17 protein-coding genes and 2 pseudogenes are annotated in these 18779 nt (G+C 61.8%); 11 read left to right on the forward strand and 8 right to left on the reverse strand.

The features are described from left to right. Positions 1 to 202: pseudogene (locus tag GK109_RS21975) on the reverse strand (MFS transporter); the annotation flags it as partial. Positions 203 to 765: 563 nt separating this feature from the next. Between GK109_RS21975 and GK109_RS00005 the strand changes: the two are divergent. Next, positions 766 to 978 carry a hypothetical protein gene (locus GK109_RS00005; RefSeq protein WP_157238210.1) on the forward strand — a complete coding sequence of 71 codons (213 nt, stop codon included), beginning with the start codon at positions 766 to 768 and terminating at the stop codon, positions 976 to 978. 420 nt (positions 979 to 1398) lie between these two features. On the opposite strand, the gene GK109_RS00010 is transcribed toward GK109_RS00005, so the two are convergent. Both GK109_RS00010 and GK109_RS00015 read right to left on the reverse strand, forming a co-directional pair. Beyond that, positions 1399 to 1983: a GntR family transcriptional regulator gene (locus GK109_RS00010; RefSeq protein WP_157238211.1), complete on the reverse strand. Its 585-nt coding sequence runs from the start codon at positions 1981 to 1983 to the stop codon at positions 1399 to 1401. Between the two features lie 383 nt (positions 1984 to 2366). After that, positions 2367 to 2545, reverse strand: a pseudogene (locus GK109_RS00015) (IS3 family transposase); the annotation flags it as partial. 219 nt (positions 2546 to 2764) lie between these two features. Here GK109_RS00015 and GK109_RS00020 point away from each other — a divergent pair. Beyond that, entirely contained in the window at positions 2765 to 3823 is a 1059-nt protein-coding gene (locus GK109_RS00020; protein WP_157238212.1) for a BMP family protein, read from the forward strand. A 212-nt stretch (positions 3824 to 4035) separates the two neighbouring features. Here the strand turns inward: GK109_RS00020 and GK109_RS00025 are convergent, their stop codons facing one another. Then, a complete protein-coding gene (locus tag GK109_RS00025) occupies positions 4036 to 4560 on the reverse strand; it encodes an AAA family ATPase (protein ID WP_157238213.1) in 525 nt (174 codons plus the stop codon). A 274-nt stretch (positions 4561 to 4834) separates the two neighbouring features. On the opposite strand from GK109_RS00025, the gene GK109_RS00030 reads away from it, so the two are divergent. After that, positions 4835 to 5299 (forward strand): hypothetical protein, encoded by a 465-nt coding sequence (locus GK109_RS00030; protein WP_157238214.1) that lies wholly within the window; start codon positions 4835 to 4837, stop codon positions 5297 to 5299. Positions 5300 to 5742: 443 nt separating this feature from the next. Here GK109_RS00030 and GK109_RS00035 read toward each other — a convergent pair whose 3' ends face one another. Then, complete coding sequence (locus GK109_RS00035; protein WP_321216094.1) at positions 5743 to 6321, reverse strand: TetR family transcriptional regulator; 579 nt, start codon at positions 6319 to 6321, stop codon at positions 5743 to 5745. Between the two features lie 134 nt (positions 6322 to 6455). Between GK109_RS00035 and GK109_RS00040 the strand changes: the two genes are divergently transcribed. Further along, positions 6456 to 7133, forward strand: a complete 678-nt coding sequence (locus GK109_RS00040) for an NADPH-dependent F420 reductase (RefSeq protein ID WP_157238215.1) — start codon at positions 6456 to 6458, stop codon at positions 7131 to 7133. Between the two features lie 526 nt (positions 7134 to 7659). Here GK109_RS00040 and GK109_RS00045 read toward each other — a convergent pair. Further along, on the reverse strand, positions 7660 to 8253 hold the full coding sequence (locus tag GK109_RS00045) for a lytic transglycosylase domain-containing protein (protein WP_370460287.1): 594 nt from the start codon (positions 8251 to 8253) through the stop codon (positions 7660 to 7662). Positions 8254 to 9102: 849 nt separating this feature from the next. Between GK109_RS00045 and GK109_RS00050 the strand changes: the two genes are divergently transcribed. Further along, the gene (locus GK109_RS00050; protein ID WP_370460288.1) at positions 9103 to 9882 is read left to right on the forward strand and encodes a hypothetical protein; all 780 of its coding nucleotides are present in this window, start codon (positions 9103 to 9105) and stop codon (positions 9880 to 9882) included. A gap of 213 nt (positions 9883 to 10095) precedes the next feature. Here GK109_RS00050 and GK109_RS21980 read toward each other — a convergent pair whose 3' ends face one another. Then, positions 10096 to 10245 carry a hypothetical protein gene (locus tag GK109_RS21980; protein ID WP_231754767.1) on the reverse strand — a complete coding sequence of 50 codons (150 nt, stop codon included), beginning with the start codon at positions 10243 to 10245 and terminating at the stop codon, positions 10096 to 10098. A 132-nt stretch (positions 10246 to 10377) separates the two neighbouring features. On the opposite strand from GK109_RS21980, the gene GK109_RS00060 reads away from it, so the two are divergent. Further along, complete coding sequence (locus GK109_RS00060; protein WP_157238218.1) at positions 10378 to 10647, forward strand: hypothetical protein; 270 nt, start codon at positions 10378 to 10380, stop codon at positions 10645 to 10647. 1006 nt (positions 10648 to 11653) lie between these two features. On the opposite strand, the gene GK109_RS00065 is transcribed toward GK109_RS00060, so the two are convergent. Further along, positions 11654 to 11857, reverse strand: coding sequence for a hypothetical protein (locus GK109_RS00065; RefSeq protein WP_157238219.1), 204 nt, complete (start codon positions 11855 to 11857; stop codon positions 11654 to 11656). A gap of 814 nt (positions 11858 to 12671) precedes the next feature. On the opposite strand from GK109_RS00065, the gene GK109_RS00070 reads away from it, so the two are divergent. The 5 genes from GK109_RS00070 (at position 12672) to GK109_RS00090 (ending at position 18769) form a co-directional block, all read left to right on the forward strand. Further along, on the forward strand, positions 12672 to 13715 hold the full coding sequence (locus GK109_RS00070) for a LacI family DNA-binding transcriptional regulator (RefSeq protein ID WP_157238220.1): 1044 nt from the start codon (positions 12672 to 12674) through the stop codon (positions 13713 to 13715). 206 nt (positions 13716 to 13921) lie between these two features. Continuing rightward, positions 13922 to 15382, forward strand: a complete 1461-nt coding sequence (locus GK109_RS00075) for an extracellular solute-binding protein (RefSeq protein ID WP_157238221.1) — start codon at positions 13922 to 13924, stop codon at positions 15380 to 15382. After that, entirely contained in the window at positions 15379 to 16308 is a 930-nt protein-coding gene (locus GK109_RS00080) for a carbohydrate ABC transporter permease (protein ID WP_157238222.1), read from the forward strand. The genes GK109_RS00075 and GK109_RS00080 overlap by 4 nt, the downstream gene beginning before the upstream one ends. 8 nt (positions 16309 to 16316) lie before the next feature. Then, positions 16317 to 17228, forward strand: a complete 912-nt coding sequence (locus GK109_RS00085) for a carbohydrate ABC transporter permease (RefSeq protein ID WP_157238223.1) — start codon at positions 16317 to 16319, stop codon at positions 17226 to 17228. Positions 17229 to 17251: 23 nt separating this feature from the next. Beyond that, positions 17252 to 18769 (forward strand): glycoside hydrolase family 32 protein, encoded by a 1518-nt coding sequence (locus tag GK109_RS00090; RefSeq protein WP_157238224.1) that lies wholly within the window; start codon positions 17252 to 17254, stop codon positions 18767 to 18769. The last annotated feature ends 10 nt before the right edge of the window (positions 18770 to 18779 follow it).

Below are 18779 nucleotides of genomic sequence, written 5' to 3' on the forward strand. Positions count from 1 at the left end.
CGGCAAGGGCCCACGTCACGCTGCCTCCAAACAGGTACTGCAAAGGCTGTGTCAGTCCTGCCCCCAACGCCGCACCGAGACCGATACCCATGGTCCACAGTCCGGTTGACCATGCTGTGCCGCGGTTTGCCCTTAGTACCTGGGGCACCAGGACGCTCGCCGCCATGATGGCAACGCCGGCCAGAAAGGTGCCGGGGAGCATGACAACGGGACCTAGAACACGCCCGCTCAAAGCGGCAGCGAGAACAACCATTGCGACTGCAATGGCGCGTCCAGGGCCGACACGGCGAGCGAGCCACGGTCCACAAGGGGCAGAAAGTCCGAAAGCCAGTACCGGAAGCGCCACGAGAAGGGGAATTGCCCGCGGGTCCAAGCCCAGTACAGATCTGAGTTCTTCTAAAACTGCTGCCACAGATGTGATTGCTGGACGAAGGTTGAAGGCGACGAGCGTGATGGCGACAAGCAGCCACCAATTCCGGAACATCATCACCCGACGGCAGCCCACTGATACATCTTCCGCTTGGTGCGACATCGGGCCCTCCTGTAGACTTGGTATACCAAAGTGTAGTCGAGGGTTTTGGACTCCACGCGTTGGTAACAACGTAGATGCAGCGGGTCGTGCATGGCGCCGCAACGTGCCATCCGGGGAGACGTCTCTGGCGGCATCAGAGATTCCCCCAAAACAGCGACTTCCCGTGGGACGCGGAAAAGCACGGGCCAGATGGCCGGCATCCGTACACCGGCACCGACAAAGAAGGACAGCAAATGGCAGCGTTTGAATTGATCATGACCATCACTGCGGAGAACAAAGCGGCTATGGACCATCAAATCGCCGAAGCCGAACGCATCGCCATAGCCCGCGCCGTCGTCGACGGCACCAAAGGCATTATGGTCACCCGTCATAAGCCGAACTTGTGCACTGTGGTACTCAGCGACGAGGTTCCCTACGGCCTAACGCGGGAACGCCTGCTTATGTAGCAGCGGGGAATCCCACACGTTCAGGCGCGGGAGCAAATCCAGGCGGCTCAGTGATCTGTCCTCAATTGCGTCGATCAGCATGCCGGCCATTCCTGGCGCTGGGCTTCGATGGCGACTCCCGGCAGTGGTGAGTCAGGCCCGGTTAAAGGTGTTGTGCCAGCTGGACAGCCCTACAAGTAACGACTGCCACTTCATCAACGATGTCCCCTTTCCTCTCGGCGCACTAGGCTAAGAACCCGCGTTCGGCGCCGCCAGTCAGGTCTAGGGCTGAATCGACGTGAGGACGTCCTCGTAAGCCAATCAGGAAACCCCGAACGCTCGCTCTTTCGGTGATTGGTCAGACCTCTGGAAGACATCCAGCCAGACCTTGGAGCGATGGAGCGAGGCCCAGCTCCACGTGGGCAAAGCCCAGGGCTGCCGCTAGGTCCGCTTTGCCGTTACAGATGGCTGGCACAGGCTTAGGTGCTCCGCACACTGAACCTGCGGGTTGCGGTGCCCGGTCAGGGTGAAAAGCCACTGCGTCCTGCCCAACAGAGGCTTCATTGAGTACTCCAGCAGGGAGTTGCCCCCCCCCCATCGAAACGATTTTGCATGCAGGGCGGTGTTTTTGAGTGGCATCTGCGCATGGTCATGGTGCAGGGTTACTTCTTCTGCCTTGCCCATCATCTGCTGCAGACGCGACGACGACTCGCCCCGTGCCGCGGCCTGGGCCGCGAGGCGCGCGGCGACGACTTCGAGGCTGAGCCGGACGTCGAATAGTTCTTTAACGTCCCGCAGGGTGGTCTGCTTGACGGTGGCTCCACGCCGCGGGGAGGTCTGAGTGAAGCCTTCTGTTTCAAGCTGCTGAAGGGCTTCGCGGAAGGGCACGCGGGAAACGTCCAGAGCCTGTGACAGCTCGCGTTCCCTAAGCCGTGAACCGGGCGCGAAGTCAGCTCCCACGTGGGTGCCGTGTTCGGCTTCGATGTCCTCAACGCCCATGACGCCCTCGGTCACAGGGATGATCACGCGCCCGATTAGGCCTTGGCCGTGGCCAGGCTGTCCACAAAGACCCGCGCGCGAACCATGCCTGCCGAATCTATCTGCAGGTGGTCCGCTCTCTGGCGGGATCCGAAGCGTTAACGGAATCAGACCGGTGGATTCAGGCTAAGCCTCAGGCTGGCCGCGTGCCGACGGAAAGCCGGGCGGGTCGTGAATTGAGCGGAATGAAACTTGCCCGTTTGGCGTCGATGACTATCCGGCCGTTTGCTGCACAAACCTTGCTCTCACTCAGCGCTCCCATTGGGAAATGACCGCAGTCTTGAACCAATTGCTGGCATAGGTGCATTTCAATTTCGAATTAATCGTACGTGCACGACAAGGGACTGCCCGGTTTTAGTTGAGCCGGAATCTTAGGCCGCTGTGAGCGCGGGCGGGTTGATTGGTTCATATTTGATGGGGTTAGTTTTCCCAGCCGTATTTGCCGTCGGCGGCGGTGGTAAGTCCTTTAGATCCAGGTCGTGATGGCCAGCCGCACGTCCTGCCTATTTTGCCACCGCCGACGGTCCACAACGTTCTTCTGCAGTAGCGCCAGAGAGCCTCAGGCGCAACATAAAGGGGTGGAGATATGTGGAGCAGGATGCTCACGGTCACATTCGATAAACACTGATAAACCCGTCACCCCTTGAATGAGTCGCTGTATCCTTCTGAAACAACGTGGCGCGAGTCACGTGACCTGAGAGCAGCAGGCAGGGTCGTAATGAGCTGGCATCAATTGATGCCAGCTCTTTTTTGTTGACCGACCGTCTGGATGCAGAAGATCTATCAAAGGAGAAAGATGAAGCGAGAGTTAGCAGTACTTGCCGTTATTGGGATTGCCTTGACTGGTTGCAGTGCCCAGAGTGTGGCCCCGAAGACCGGCGAGAACGCAGCATCGTCCTCGGCCTCAAAGTTGGAGGTCGCCATGTTGCTTGCAGGGTCAGCGTCTGATGGCGGCTTCATGGAATCAGGGTTCAACGGACTTCAGCGCGCCCACGATCAGTTGGGAGTTGAAATCAGCTACAAGGAAGGCGTTGAGCCGGAAAAAGCTGCTTTGGAGAGCGCGCTAGACGAGCTCGCCAGCTCAGGCGTGGACATGGTCATCGCACACGGCGGCCAGAACGCCGAAGCCGCGAAGACAGTAGCACAACGTTTCCCGGAAACCATGTTTGTCGTCACCCAGGCAAACGTCACCGGTCCGAATCTATCAAGTTACGAGGTCCTCCAAGAAGAGTCTGCGTGGTTGGCAGGGGCAGCCGCTGGACTCCTGACGGAAACCAACGTCGTCGGCCACATGTCGGGCATCCGGCCAATTCCTGGACTCAAAGGTAGGGCGGCGTTCGTCGACGGAGTAGCTCACACAAACCCTCAAGCGACCGTCCTATCAAACTTTTCGGGGGACCAGGATGATATTGAGCTCTCACGAAAGATAGCCGTCGCGGAGATAGAGGAAGGCGCTGACTACATCTTCACGATGCTCAACGCTGGGCGCCCAGGAGTAACCCAGGCTATTCAGGAGACAGGAAGAGCCCGACAGTTTGGAAACGTCCGGGACTTCACCCAAGATGACGCAAAGGTATTTGCCGGTTCTGCCGTTGCTGATTCCGGGGCAGCAGCATTCGCTGCAGTAAAAGACTTGGTGGGCGGTACGTTCCAGGCAGGCTCCAGCCACCACATAGGCCTTGAAAACCCTGACGCAGTCAGGCTGACGCTTAGCGAGGACATTCCACAGGAGGTAAGGGCAAAAATAAATGATCTCGCTACGAAAATCGCTGCTGACGAGATTACCGTAAGGACCGAATATACTGGCCCGGAATTCGATGTGAAGTAGCCCCGGCTCCGGCAGCAAGTATGTCAATACTTGGGCCACGGTCGCCGGAAATGTACGGCCGTGACTCAATAAAGCTAAATATAGAGCCCTGTGAGTGCCGCGCAGCTGTGGGCGGCACTCACCGGAAGGCCGGCATCAGACGTGAAGGAACTATTGGAGACCCATCTGAAGGACACTTCAGCGGACTCTACAATCCCGGACGTTTGGCTGTCTCAGCGGCCAAGCACCGACGCTGCGATCTGCTGTGCGGCTTGTCCCGGTGTGATGTCGGTGGTGTCGATGACCTCTGCTTCATTGTGCAGCCAGGTGCGGGCTGCGTCAGCGTATGGTTCCAGATACGCGAAGCGAAACGTTGAGGGGCCGAGAACTTTGTCGTTCTGCATGCGTTCGCGCAGAGTCGCTTGGTCGGCATGGAGCACGAAATGCCGGATCGGTATGCCGTGCTTAGTAAGACCGTCGCTGATCTCCCGCCAGTAGCTCTCAACCAGAACTGTCATCGGCATCACTAGTGTGCCTCCAGTGAACTCAAGCACGCGCCGCGCAGTTTCGACAACGAGCGGCCGCCATGGCTCCCAGTGTTGGAAGTTATCTGTCGCGGGGAGCCCTGGTGTAATGTCCATGAGCACCTCGCCGACCTTCTCAGCGTCGAGGGCGCGCGCGTCGGGCAGCATTGGCTGCAAGAGCGCGCTTGTCGTCGTCTTTCCCGCCCCGTGGGTCCCGTTGAGCCAAACGATCATGGAGCGAACTCTAGCGTCACGGAGTATCGTTCATAGACAAGTTCTTCTCACGTTTGCCTAGTACCCTCATCGTCATAGGGCAGATTGCCAAGAGCGAGCCGATGAGCAGCACGACGTCGCCGTGAGCAAGGTCCCAGATCGCGCTTCGGACCAGTATCCGGTCTTTCATGGACCCTGGGCCCGCCCCGAGGTACTCTGGCCTGCAAAGCTCTGGGGTAAAACCGGGCTCACTGCGCCGGCGGGGACGCCGTTGAACCGCATCCGGGGGGATTCGATGACCACACCGGTCCATGCCGAAGGCGAACAGCGTTCTCTGGCAGACGAAAGCTCCGGGGACGGACCCGCAGCCTCAGAGCCCGGCTCGACGAACTTCACCCTCACCGTTGAAAGCGAACGGATTCTCCGGATTACGTTGCGTCCCGGAAGTCAGATTACTGCCGCGGACGGAACCTCCGTGCGGGAGCGCTTCCTGACCCTGACCGGAGGCGCGGGCTGCGCGGTCTTACTGCAGGTCACGGGCGTTGAGCATGTCAGCCGCGATGCCGTCCGTGTCTTCAGTGAAGCCGTAACCGTCACAGCCTTTGCAATCCTCGGCAGCACGTCAGTGGACCGGGTCATCGCCCACGGGCGGCGCGGACTGCCCCTGCCAAAGTGCCCGAGCAGGTATTTCACAGACGAGCAGGAGGCTTTGAAATGGCTCCGCGCTGCTAGCATCCCGGCCGGGGCATGCGCCTCATGACCCCCGACCCTAGCGGCCCGGTTCCACGGCGCGGAACCCGCCCCACATGCCTGATCGAGGGATTTCCACTTCGCTGCGAGTCACACGCCCATGGATCACCGCACCGTTCGTGCCCGTTAGCGGAACCCTCTGCGGCACTTTCCGCTAGGCTCCGGACCATACTTTCGTCCTGGATCATTCTGATTTCACTTCACGCAGTCGCCGGATAGGCAGCGGAGAGAACACAGACGGTGACGTGATCCATTTCCGTGGTGGCTGCGGTGAGCTGTGCGGTGATCCGCGAATTTTCCAGATCAGGGCGGGCAACGACGACGAGGGTGCGATGCGGGGTTCATGAAGGGTTGTGTTCTTTCACAATCAGGTTCAAAGCTACGAAATCCGTGCCGATTTGCTGGAGACGGCCAGCGTCGACCGGGGTGGCCAGCAGAGCAGCAGTCCGGGATTTAGGGGCGGGGACAGGCATCGTGGACGATGCGTCGGGCCAGGCCCAGGGCGCGTGTCCCGTAGGCAGCGCCGTCGAGTACGGAGCCTGTGGCATAGGCGCCGTTGAGGATAAGAAGAAGTTCATCCGCGAGCTGGTCGGAGTCGTTGGCGTCGGCCTCGGCGGCGAGGGAATGGAACCAGTCCCGTACCTTCTGCTTGTGCTCCACGGCCACCAAATGCGCCGGGTGCTCCCCCTCCGGGAACTCGGTGTTCGTGTTCAGCATCGGGCACCCGCGATAGGAGGCTCCGGCTGTGTCACCGGCGAGTACCTCAAAGACGGCTACGAGCTTGTCGCGGGGGTCCGGGAATTCCTCGGCAGCCTGCCGCATCCGTTCGAACCAGGCTTCCGCGCGGCTCTGCACGTAGGCGGTGGCGAGAGCGTCCTTGGTGGGAAACTGGCGGTAAATGGTGGCGTTGCCGACGCCGCATTCCTTGACCACCGTGTCCATCCCGACGGCCCGGATGCCGCGCTGGTAGAACAGGCGGGTCGCCACTTCGAGAACGTTGCGCCGGTTCTCTTCGCCGGTCTTGCGTGCCACGGAAATCCCACTCCTATTTGAACTCTCACCAGAGGCCTTGCTGCTTCAAGTTTGACAGACGGATCGATCCGTCACAAACTGTGGGAGAACGATCCGTCACATCGGATCCAGTCATCGACAACGGGAGACAGCCCATGAAGACCGCCATTCTCGGAACCGGCACCGTAGGCCGCATTATCGCCGCACGGCTGGTCGAACTCGGACACGGTGTCACTATCGGCACCCGCGATCGTGAGGCCACACTTGCTCGCACGGACGCCGACGCCATGGGCAACGCACCTTTCGCCGACTGGGCAGCGGAGAACCCCGGCGTCGCCCTGGCCGGCTTCGCGGACGCCGCAGCAGGGGCTGAACTCATTGTCAATGCCACGAATGGCGCCGCCTCCCTGGACGTCCTGGCCCAGGCCGGGGTGGAACACCTCGACGGCAAGGTCATTCTGGACATCGCCAACCCCCTCGACTTCAGCCAGGGCATGCCGCCGACCCTGTTCGTCAAGGACACTGATTCACTCGGCGAGCAGATCCAGCGCGCTTTCCCCGCCGCCCGAGTCGTGAAGTCGCTCAACACCCTCAACGCCGATCTCATGGCCCGTCCGGGTAGCCTTCCCGAAGCCAGCACGGTCTTTGTCTCCGGGAATGATTCTGCCGCCAAGCAAACCGTCACGGAACTGCTAAAGGAGTTCGGCCACCAGGATGTCATCGACCTCGGCGACATCACGACAGCGCGGGGCACCGAAATGCTCCTCCCCGTCTGGCTCCGCCTTTGGGGCGCACTCGGCACACCTGCCTTCAACTTCAAGATCGTCCGCTAGGACACTGGACAAGGCAGCAGATCACCGTCCGCCACAGTGGCCCGGAAGCTGCACCTCATGGCAAGGGTTCCGCGCGATATAGCCGAGCATCTCCGCGGTATTCATGGCTGCCGTGAACGCTGGGGATAGTCTTGGGCGCCTTTTCCTAGGCCATCATCGATTTGGCCCAGTGATTGAGGAGCCGGTAGTCGATTTTGTCGACCAATGATGTTCCGGATGTGCAGGTCCAGCATTACCTGATACGTCCTGGTGGTTCCACTGGACGGACGGGTCAAAAGATCGATGTGTTCCTGGACGACCTCGGCAACTGTGGGAACGCGGGTCTCGTTTGACAGGATCGCATGCTGGGCGATCTCGTAGGACTGACCATTCGCGTCCAGCAGCCGTTTGAGAGTTTCAGCCTCAGTTTCGGAGGCAACTGTTAGGCCCTGCTGCTCGCGACTCTTCGGGTCCCGCCAGGACGCCATATAGGCACGTCCGACGTTTTCTTCATACGAAGGAGGGGATGGGCTCTCCACACTCCTGCTCATCCCCTGGTGCCAGTCTTCGAGGCGTATTCAGTCGCTTGGTGACGTACTTGACGGATGTAGGCGTCGGACTGGTTGTAGGCGTAGATCGCCTCGGTCCACCCGTCCGTAGTGGTGAGGTCACGGCCGCCGGAACACAGATACGTCGCCGCACTGAGGGCGGCATCATCGATATTGAATGGATCCGCCGTGCCATCCCCGTTCCCGTCCCGCCCGACGAGCTGCCACGTGGAAGGAATGAACTGCATCGGTCCCACAGCACGGTCCCAACGGGAATCCCCGTCCAGGGCACCCGCATCTGTGTCAGCGATAGCGGCGAAACCGGCACCGTCGAGAACCGGGCCCACAACCGGTCGGCTCACCTCCCCCGCGGCGGTCAGGCTGCCGCCGCCGTACGTCCCGTGTGCTGTTTCGACGAAACCAACGGCCGCCACAGTGTTCCAACCGATCCCGCACGTCGGAGCAGCAACATTCACGGTCGCGGCCGCGGCAACATACGCCCGCAGCGCGCGTTCAGGGATCCCGGTCTGCCCAGCAGCCCGGACAACCCAGTCAGCATCCGGGTTTCTGGTGACATTCACGGCGGTGGTCATGCCGCCAGGCAGCATCTCAAGCTCAGCCTCCGCTCGCGGCGGTGGAGAAAAGGCACGCCGCGCTTCAACGCCAGCTTGCCCAAGGGCCCAGGACAATGAAGCGGTTGTGACACAAACTGCAAACACGATTAGAACCACGAGGCGTCTGAGACGAAGCACCAACCAATCAAACCACCGTAGAAGTCATGCTGCCTGTTCTCCGCACCCAGATGAATGAGCAGAAGTACGAACTGCTTGTCATTCTGATATGCCCCCACGATCGCTGGGCGGGTCCTCCGCGCAACCAGGGCGCTACCGCGCCGACCCCAAGATCGAAAACTTGCCAGACCGGAGGGGAATGGCTTCGAAACGAAGTTTTCGCTCCCGACACAGGTTTCCCAAGTTGCACTTCGGCCCCTCAACCCAGCGCGTGGTCCCCTACCAGAACGACACCCACAACCACTAACCGGAGAAAAGCCCGGCAACACCAGGTGAGGGGAATCAACGGGATTATGGAAAAGCTTACGATGAGAACACCACCAGGTCCTCAGCTTTATGGAGCACACCCTGGGTTTTCGGCCACAGGTGAGATTCTGTTTGCTTCCGCGCCTAGACGTCTCGGGCTACTTAGACCCGCGCAGCGAAAAGCTGCCCAATATTTGGCGTTTCCTCAACACTGCCTCAGCGCGTTCCTGTCATTTCGGGGATTGCTTGAGTCGAAACTGATCTCCGTACAACTCTTCATTGTCACGGGTTCTGTGCCGGAGGAGACTTGAGGCGACGGCATCCCATCCCGGACCGCCCGCGGGGGCCACCCGGCTGCAGGGCCTCACAGCACCCCTGTAGCGGCTTGGTGGATCGATGAGTTCCATGACACCCCTCGAACTGGCCGCTCAGCGGCCGCGCCATCTCCTGCCCCTGGTGGCTATCGCACTGATTGGATGTCTCGGCGGGTGCCAGTATGAGTCCGACGACGTCTCCCTCCCGTCCGCCAGTACTCCGACTACGGAGGTTCGCACGCCCCCACCGCTGCCGAACGGCGGCGACACTGGCACGGTCCCACCTCTGCCGAAGAATGGCGACATCGACGCCGGCACATACCTCGTCCTCGTCCCCGGCTACACGGAGCCTTTCGAGATCACCGTCCCAGACGGCTGGAAGTCCTTCGACGGCGACAGCGTGATCAAGGACGACCCGGATCACCCGGATGAATGGGCCGTTTACCTCACTTTTTGGCCCGCCGACTATGTGGCGACGGACGCATGCACGTGGGTGGGCAAGCTCGCCGAGGTCGAACCGTCGCCTAAGGCCTTCGTCGATGCGATGGCGTCGCAGACGTCAACGGCAAGCACCCCTGCCGTCGAGGTCATGGTGGGCAATTACTCCGGCTTCGAGTTCGACCACTCCGTCGAGGGCGACGCGGACATCACAGCCTGCGACGGCGGCAAGTTATGCATCCACTCAGGATCCTCATACGAATGCTCACGCTGGTACTCAAGCGTGGCTGAACGCGAAACCTACCGGGTGGTCGACTTGAACGGCCAGCGCGCTGTGATCGCGGTGAGCCAACTCCACGAATCGATCAACCCGGAGCTGACGAGAGAGGCACGCGCCGTCTTCGACTCCATCGTGTTCAGGTCCGGCAAGTGACCAGCTGATGCGATAGGCGATCCCGCCTGTGGCGCCGACTCATTGCATGGGCAAGCAAGAATACGGCATACCGGCACTAAGCCCATGGGAGCCTGAAATAGGCCTTCGGATCATCGGTACCCAGCAGGTCATGATGGAAGGCAATGGCGTCCACGGGCCGGGTGTCAACGAACAGAATCGCCACATCCCTGGAGTGGACCACGGTGTAGCGAGTCAGGTCTTCGACCCAGGAACGGATCCCGGTGTACTCATCGACGAACAATCCGTCACCGAGCAGTCCCGCTGCTCGAGCAGGTCGTAGACAACATTCCAGGCCAGATCCATCAGTTCGTGGATTGCCGCCTCAACAGTTGGAGCCGTCATAGGACCATGGTGCTCCCGGGCACCGACAGTCTGGTGGACGACGGCGGGCGTGTCCTGGGAGCAGGCGCAGTCGCGGGTTAGGCTGACCGGAATAGGGACGGATTGGGGGATCCAGTAAAGCGCAGGATCTGCTTGGTCTTCGCCGTGGTCCTGGCGCTGGGGGTCACGGTGCACTTCGTGGTCCGCTCCGCCGAGGACAAGGTAACCGCTGACATGCTGTCCCGCGCCGGCCGGTTCGCCATCCCGGCCGACTGGAAGCTGACCGATGAGATTGTCCGGCCCGAACGGTTCATCTGCATCAGCACCAACCCGTGCCCGAGTCTTTCGCGCCGCTGGGAGACCGGAAAAGAGCTCACCGATAACGACGTCGCGGCAGTAGTCTCGGGGTTGGTGTCGAGATGACTGCCGACGGACCGTGCAAGCGACAGTCCAACGTCATCGGGAACAGCACCATCTGCATCCGGCGGGAAAGGACGGCGAATTCAACTACTGGCTCTCTGTCGCCGGCCCCGGCCCGGGGGAACCTCAGAAAGTCGGCCTGAACATCAGGGCCCGCATGGCCCCGGACTAGCTACTCCGGTTCCCCGGTCTAGCCTTCGTCCTGAGGTCGCCCGGTAGCAATACGTTCGGCGACGCACCGGTGAACCTTGGTGCCCACGATCCAAGACATCGGATCGCACACTCGACGATGGTTGCCGACCGACTGGTGCCAGTACCTGGAGTCCCGGTCCGGAGTATGGCATCGGGCTTCCAAGGTGCCAGCCAGAGCTGAAGGAGGTAGTCATCGACCGCGCCATCGGCGAACTCCCCCCCGCATGGCCTTCATCCCGGCCTTTGGCACTGACGCGGAGCCGGTGAAGTTCGAAGCGGCGTGGACAGTGTCCGCCAGGACCTGCGGGCACTTCTGGGCGCAGGAGGCATCCTTCCAAGGGTTGCCGTCCGGATCGAGTAGGTAGACCAGCAGGCCCCCTGCGTTAGGGCCGGACGTTGGCGTAACTGGGCTGGACACGGCCGCATACCCGAGGGCCTTCATCTCGGCGAAGACTTCCCACCACCGCTACGAAACCTGGCTCGACAGGCAATCCCCTACAACTCAAGCTACGCCCCGCGGGTAGACCCCAAGCTTCGGCCCAGCGGCCACCCACCACGGGGGGCGACCGTCTGTTCGGTCGCGCCCAGGCCTATGCATACCCGACCGGGGGGCGGCAGAGGCTCCCGGGTCAAGGGCGGCCGCAGGCCGTCGCGCAGCGATCGCAGACCCTTGAGGCCGGAGTGGCCGGCCCCGGTAACCTTCGCGGCACGGGGGCGCTCAGGACCATTGACACCAATAGGAGCATCATTGTCCACACCCCCGTTTGCCCTAGAAGGGGTCCACCCGCCAGGGACTGCCCCGGTATGCCCAGACGGCTTAATTAGCTGGTGCCACAACGTCCTCCAACACTGACCTGTCGAAGAAACGGATCTCGCCCGTTGCCTCGAAGAACACCGGAACTACTGATGTGCTCAGGTCTTTGGACGTTTCGTAGATTTCAGCCGAACTCCCGTGCTTCCTGGCAATTGTTCCAACCAGCTCGGTACCACGAATCCGAACAGTTCGATATTTGTAGCTCATCGTGACTCCTTCGTCGGCTAGGGCATACCCTACCCCTTGGGAGTCCCGATTCGGGAGGTTGGCCGGCGCCGACACCATTGGCGGCGGCGGCTTCGGACACTTCTCCATAAACGCAGCGGAAGCATGGAACTGCACTCGAGTCCTACCAAACACTGGGAATCCGCGAAGACGTGATCCGAGCAACCGGAACCCGAATGGCTGGTATGAGGCTGAAACACCCAAACCGGACGTCACGAAACCGCCGGGGATAGTCAGACTGAGGTTCGCTTATCCTCCACTACTGAGAAGTCGGAGCAGCTTTAAGTTCGGAAATGCGACTCATGATTTGCTCAAACTCAGCGCCACTTCAACGTTCATCGACCCGGTCGCTCGTCAGTACTTCTCGGTCCTGGCGTCGCTCCCCTGCGCAACCAAATCGTACGCTCGGTCGGAACTTCGAAAACTTGCCGCGGCGTTCCCACGTTACCCCGGACCAGTGTACAACCCGATCCGAGACGAAGACTGTGGACAATGTCCACACCCCAATTTCAGCCCCCTGCCATACGTCTACGACGAAGGCACCTAAAGGAAATCATGGCCGCTAAGACGACAGTGACCTGGTCAGGGATGCGACTCTGGGGCACGAGCGGAGCAGTACTTAGTCTAAGTTCCGCAGCACCTACTCCTCCAGTGCGCATCGAATTCCATTACCGGCGGCTCCTCCGACCAAGACGTTCATCCGTTTCGTCTTCGCCAGAAAGCAGACCCAAACACGGCATCTCTCAACCTCACACGAGTTAGGTATGCTGGGCCGAAAGGCAGGGGATGGATCGGCATGGCCAAACGTAAAGCAACAGCACTGGATGTGGCACGACGGGCGGGGGTGTCCCGCAGTGCAGTGTCACTGGTACTAAACGGCAGGGCAGACGGCAACGTCACCGCCGAACGCCAGGAGAGGGTGCTCCGCGCTGCGGCGGAGCTAAATTACACGCCCAACTCCGTTGCCGTCAGCCTGCGTAACCAGCAGACATCGACGATCGGCATCATCACGGATGACATCGTTACCAGCCCTTTCGCCGGTCGTTTGATCAGCGGCGCCTCACGCACGGCCTTGGCCCGCGGATACATGGTCCTGGTGGTCGACACAGAACATGACACGGCCCGTGATGGCGCTGCGGCGCAGCAACTCGTGCACCGGCAGGTCGACGGGATCATGTACGCCACCGGCAGCCTGCGCGAAATTACGGCCCCGCCGGCGATGCTCACCGTGCCCGCCGTTCTGGCCAATTGCACTGATACCGGCTCGCAGCTCCATTCGGTGATACCGGCAGAGATCGACGGCGGACGCGCGGCGGCGCAGTTGCTGCTTGACCTGGGCCACCGCCGCATCACCTTGTTGACCGGAACTCTCAGCTCCCCCGCCGCCCCGCAGCGTGAACAGGGTTACCGTGAGGCTATGGCCGAAGCGGGGCTGGGCCTCGAACAACAGCATGTCCACGCGACCGGATGGGACATCGACGAGGGCTACCGGGCCGCTTCCTCCGTCCTGGGCGGCAGAGACCGGCCGACGGCGATCATTTGCTCCAACGACCGGGTTGCCACCGGCGTTTTGCTCTACGCGGCGACCGCAGGACTGCGCGTACCGCAGGATCTGTCCGTAGTGGGCTACGACGACCAGCAGAACCTCGCTGCCAACCTTGTTCCCGCCCTTACCACGGTGGCACTTCCGCACGCCGAAATCGGAGCAGCGGCCATGTCCCTGCTGTTGGATGCGGTCGAAGGAAAAGCCCCGGCAGCTGAGCAAGTTGAAGCAGGCACTCTTTACATGCCCTGCCGGATCATACCGCGGGCGTCCACTGCAGCGGTCCCGGCCGGCTAACCTGGCGGACCGTTTCCGCAGCGCCTGGCTGCGGAAAAGTTATGCCAGGGATGACCCGCCCAGCCTCCGCGGGAGCCCACTGTCCGCGCTTCGTCAAGCAGCTCACGCTCGTAATTCAAGTTCATCTAAGCTCCAGCAAAAGTCTCACTTGACACGTGTTAGGTGCTCTATTTACCCTACTTAACACGTGTTAGGAGGAGCCGACAATGACGTCTGAAAAGACACCGGGGAACACACCCCCCTCGTATGCGCCGCGGTCCGGCAGCGGACTTTCGCGGCTCACGCGTCGTTCCGTGCTGGGCCTTACTGGCCTCGCTGTTGCGGGAGCCACGGTGGGCGCCTGGCCCCGACTGACCGGGAGTGACATTCCGGGCCGCGGGAGCAAGGCACTGAACATCGCCATCCTTGGAACGGCAGCAGATGCCGCGGCCCGGCAGGGCCTGGTTAACGCCTTTACCGCCGCCCACCCAGATATTCCGGTCCGCTTGCAGGCGATCCAAGGCGCGGACTGGAAGGATTTCTTTTCCAAGATCCTCACCATGGCAGCCGCCGGAACACCGCCGGACGTCGTCTACGTAGCCACCGAGGGCGCCCAGCTGTTCGCCGACAAGCTCGCCGAGCCGCTCGATGATTATGTCCGCCGGGACGCTGGGGACATGAGCGACTACTTCGATGATGTTCATCCGAGCCTGCTGGAAGCCTTCATGTACCAGGGAAGCCTGTACCAGCTTCCGCTGGACTGGAACGCGGCGAACATGTATTTGAATACCACCACCTTCGCCCAGGCCGGCCTTGACCGGCCAAAGGACGACTGGACACAGGATGACTTCAGCGCCACCCTCCGCGCCCTGCGGAAAGCGCGCCCGGCCGACTTCACCCCGTACTACTGGACCAACCGGCTTTTTGGCGGAGTCGTGCCATGGCTGTACGCCAACGACACCAGCTTCCTAACCGAGAGCAAGGCCCCCGGCGGGGAGTGGCTCTGGGACCGCTTTTATCCCAAGGACCCTGCCCGGGCGACCCGCGGCGGCGGGTATCAATGGCTGGCTCCCAACGCCGAGGACGGCCGGGTTATCGAGACCTTCGACTACCTGCGCGAACTCGTGTCCGAAGGACTGGGCGTGCGGCCTGAATCGGGGGGCGGCAACGCCCTCGTTGGCTTGTTCGGGAACAACCGCATCGGCACCACGCCAGCGGGTGGCTACTGGGCGCAAGGTCTGCATGATGCAGGCATGACGGCCGATCAGTTCGATGTGCAGTTCTTCCCCCGCTGGCGGACGCAGCGGCACCAGTTCGGCGCTGCCGGCTATGCGATCATGCGTACGGCGAAGGATAAGGACGCAGCCTGGGAATGGGTGAAGTTCTGCTCCAGCCGCGAAGCGATGCAGCTGGCCATTCCCAAGCCGAACACCACTCCAACCCGCCGTTCGATGGTAAAAGAGTCCTTTTACGCCGCCACCGGGCCCCGGCATTGGAAGGTCTTTTACGACACCCTCGACAGGTTCCCCACGTCCGGCCCGATACCCGCGCCGCCGCAGCAGGCCGCCGTCGAAACTGCCCTGATGAAAAACGTTTCCACCGCTGTCAGCGGCAGCTCCGCCGGCGTACGGACAGCGATGGGCACCCTGCAGCGCGATCTCGAACTGGCCCTCAGGAGGAACGCATGACCACCACTTCTACTACCCCACGCCACACCGTAAAACCACCGGCCACGCGCCGCTCGTTCGTCGAGCGACGGTTGGCGATGATTTTCCTTGCCCCGACGCTGCTGGGGATGGCCCTGTTCACCTTCCTGCCGATCATCGGCTCGCTGGTCCTGGCCTTCTTCCGCTGGGACATCATTTCGGCACCCCAATTCGTCGGTTTCGCCAACTTCGCTTCCCTGGCACAGGACCCCACCGTCCGCGTGTCTTTCCTTAACACCATCGTGTTCGTGGTCGTCGCAGTAATCCTTCAACTCGGCATTGCACTCAGACTGGCTTCCATGCTCCAGGGCAGGATGCCGTCCTGGCTCAGGGTATTCCTCCGTTCCACCTTCTTCTTTCCCCTGGTGCTGTCCGCCGCGTCGGTGTCCATCTTCATGCGGTATATGTTCAACGAACAGTTTGGCGTGGTGAACTGGCTCCTGTCCCTCATCGGCATTCCCGCAGTACCCTGGCTGACCAGTCCCGTGGCGTCCGCCGCCGTCGTCGTCCTGGTGTACGTCTGGCAGAACTTCGGGTTCTCCTTCCTCCTCTTCCTCGGCGCCCTGAGCAACATTCCGAAAGAACTGCACGAAGCAGCAAACCTGGACGGCGCCACGGGCTGGAAACAGTTCAGCAACGTCACCCTTCCGCTGATCAGCCCCACCGTGCTCGTCGCCTCCGTCATGGCGATCATCAGCGCACTGCAGGTCTTCGACCAGCCCTACGTACTGACCAACGGCGGTCCAGGGGATTCCACCCGCACCGCCGTCATGGTGATCTTTGAATCCGCCTTCCAGCAACTGGAATTCGGCGAAGCCTCGGCCATCGGCCTCGTACTGACCGTGCTGATCCTGGCCGTCACCGCCCTGCAATTCCGCCTCAGCCGCCGCTTCGTCTTCTACCAGTGAGGTTCCTTATGTCCAGCCAGACCCTGAACACAGGGACCAACGAGCATCCGGGTTCCACCGCCGGCACACCGGCCACCCCACAGCCCTACCGCAACCGCCGCCTGCCCGCCGCAGGAACCGTCGGCAGATACGCCGCGCTGGCGGTGGCTGCGGCGCTGACGCTCGGCCCCGTCCTGTGGACCCTGTCCACCTCGCTGCGAACGCCGTCGGAGTCGTTCAACCTGCCCCCGTCCTTCCTGCCCATCAACCCTGACTTCACCGCCTACCGGGAGGTGTTCAAGCAGATCAATGTCGGCCTCCTGGTCCTGAACAGCGCCCTGGTGACCGGGCTGATCGCGCTTGGCCAGATGGCCTCCGCCACTCTGGCCGGCTACGCCTTCGCCCGCCTGGACTTCAGGGGCAAGAACGCCATCTTCTCGCTGGTGCTGGCCACGATGATGGTTCCAGTGCAGGTCACCATCGTCCCCGTCTTTATGCTCATCCGTGGGATGGGTCTGTCCGATACCTTGCTGGCACTGATCCTGCCGGCCATTCCCACCGCCTTCGGCACGTTCCTGATGCGTCAGTATTTCCTTGGCCTGCCAAATGATTTTGCGGAAGCGGCCGCCCTGGATGGTGCCGGACCGTGGCGGATCTTCCGTTCCGTCTACGTGCCGCTGGCCGTTCCGGGCATGGCCATCGTCGGGATCCTTGCCTTCAACTTCCACTGGAACGAGTTCTTCCGGCCACTGATCCTTACTATCAGCGAACAGAATTTCACCCTCCCCCTCGGCCTGGTCACACTCCAAGGCAACCTCGGCACCGGGAGCATATCGGTGGTCCTCGCTGGAGTGATCCTGTCCATGCTGCCCGCACTGGTCGTCTTTATCTTCGGCCAACGCACCCTGCGCGAAGGCCTCACAGCCGGCGCGAGCAAATAGCACGCACTTCCAAAAGGAACCTCATGGATACACTCACCTCGGCCAGTACGGCAGCCACAACAGACAGCTACCGCCCGGCCCTGCACTACACGGCGAAGGACACCTGGCTCAATGACCCCAACGGCCTGATCTTTCACAACGGCGTTTACCACCTCTACTACCAGAACAACCCGCTGGGAAACGTCTGGGGCAACATGTCCTGGGGACACGCAACCTCCACCGATTTGCTGACCTGGACCGAACACCCCGTCGCCATCGCCTGCGACGAGAACGAAGACATCTTCTCCGGAAGCATCGTCCATGACCGTCACAACACCAGCGGATTCGGCAACGGATCCACTGCGCCCCTGGTGGCGATCTATACCAGCGCCTTCAAACCGGGCTCCGGGCATGAGGGCGTCCAGGCCCAGTCCCTGGCCTACAGCCTGGACGGGGGCTACAGCTGGACAAAACACGGAGGCAACCCTGTTCTTAACCGCGGCTCCGCCGAGTTCCGTGACCCCAAGGTCATCCGGTACGACGGCGGCGCGGACAGTTACTGGGTGATGGTCGCCGTCGAAGCCACCGACTTCCAGGTAGTCCTCTACAAATCCCGCGACCTGAAGAACTGGGAACTGCTGAGCACCTTCGGCCCCGCGAACGCCACCGGCGGCGTCTGGGAATGCCCCGACCTTTTCCCGCTCCCGGTGGACGGAAAGCCGGACAACCTCAAATGGGTCCTCACCGTCAACATCAACCCCGGCGGGCCCAACAACGGCTCAGCCGGCCAATACTTCATCGGTGACTTCGACGGCACCACCTTCACCTCCGCCACCACCGTGACCGAAGGCCCCCAGGACCCCGACCGGCTCAACGAATACCAGTGGCTGGACTGGGGCCGGGACTACTACGCCGCCGTCTCCTTCAGCGACGCCCCGGACAACCGCCGCCTCATGATCGCCTGGATGAACAACTGGGAATACGCCAACCACATCCCCACCACACCCTGGCGCAGCCCCATGAGCCTCGCCCGGGAAATTTCACTCCAGGCCCGCGACGGAGACCTGTGCCTGGCCCAGCAGCCCGCGGGCGACTGGACCGCCCTGGCTGACACTGAACTGTTCCGCCTCGCCGACACCACCATCCACGACGGCTCGCAGGTCCTGGCGGACGCGGCCGGCACCGTCCAGCGGATTGACGTCAGCTTCACGCCCGGAGGCGCAGAGGAATTCGGCCTCATCCTGCGTGGGGACGGCCTGAAGGGAACCCGCGTGGGCATCCGGCCCGGGCAGGCCACACTCCTCGTGGACCGGCGCGAGTCCGGCAGGACAGACTTCCACGCATCTTTCAGCTCCATTGACACCGCCCCCATCCAGGAAACGCGCGGGTCCTACACCCTCACCATCTACGTGGACCGCTGCTCCGTTGAAGTCTTCGCCCAGGACGGCCAGGTCACCATGACCGAACTGATCTTCCCGGCCGAGACCAGCACCAGCCTCGCCGCCTACGCCGTCGGCGGCGCGGCAACCATCACCAGCCTCCAGGTCACTCAGCTCGGCTAGGGCAGCACCC

Origin of the sequence: Pseudarthrobacter sp. GA104, assembly GCF_009741265.1 — a bacterium.
Classification (GTDB): domain Bacteria; phylum Actinomycetota; class Actinomycetes; order Actinomycetales; family Micrococcaceae; genus Arthrobacter.

Excerpts from the sequence above, each read along its gene's own strand:
- GK109_RS00075 (WP_157238221.1), top strand. The coding sequence starts at position 13,922 with ATGACGTCTGAAAAGACACCGGGGAACACACCCCCCTCGTATGCGCCG.
- GK109_RS00020 (WP_157238212.1), top strand. The coding sequence starts at position 2,765 with ATGCAGAAGATCTATCAAAGGAGAAAGATGAAGCGAGAGTTAGCAGTA.
- GK109_RS00080 (WP_157238222.1), top strand. The coding sequence starts at position 15,379 with ATGACCACCACTTCTACTACCCCACGCCACACCGTAAAACCACCGGCC.
- GK109_RS00030 (WP_157238214.1), top strand. The coding sequence starts at position 4,835 with ATGACCACACCGGTCCATGCCGAAGGCGAACAGCGTTCTCTGGCAGAC.
- GK109_RS21980 (WP_231754767.1), bottom strand. The coding sequence starts at position 10,245 with ATGACGGCTCCAACTGTTGAGGCGGCAATCCACGAACTGATGGATCTG.
- GK109_RS00005 (WP_157238210.1), top strand. The coding sequence starts at position 766 with ATGGCAGCGTTTGAATTGATCATGACCATCACTGCGGAGAACAAAGCG.
- GK109_RS00045 (WP_370460287.1), bottom strand. The coding sequence starts at position 8,253 with ATGACCACCGCCGTGAATGTCACCAGAAACCCGGATGCTGACTGGGTT.
- GK109_RS00065 (WP_157238219.1), bottom strand. The coding sequence starts at position 11,857 with ATGAGCTACAAATATCGAACTGTTCGGATTCGTGGTACCGAGCTGGTT.
- GK109_RS00090 (WP_157238224.1), top strand. The coding sequence starts at position 17,252 with ATGGATACACTCACCTCGGCCAGTACGGCAGCCACAACAGACAGCTAC.
- GK109_RS00050 (WP_370460288.1), top strand. The coding sequence starts at position 9,103 with ATGACACCCCTCGAACTGGCCGCTCAGCGGCCGCGCCATCTCCTGCCC.
- GK109_RS00040 (WP_157238215.1), top strand. The coding sequence starts at position 6,456 with ATGAAGACCGCCATTCTCGGAACCGGCACCGTAGGCCGCATTATCGCC.
- GK109_RS00070 (WP_157238220.1), top strand. The coding sequence starts at position 12,672 with ATGGCCAAACGTAAAGCAACAGCACTGGATGTGGCACGACGGGCGGGG.
- GK109_RS00085 (WP_157238223.1), top strand. The coding sequence starts at position 16,317 with ATGTCCAGCCAGACCCTGAACACAGGGACCAACGAGCATCCGGGTTCC.
- GK109_RS00025 (WP_157238213.1), bottom strand. The coding sequence starts at position 4,560 with ATGATCGTTTGGCTCAACGGGACCCACGGGGCGGGAAAGACGACGACA.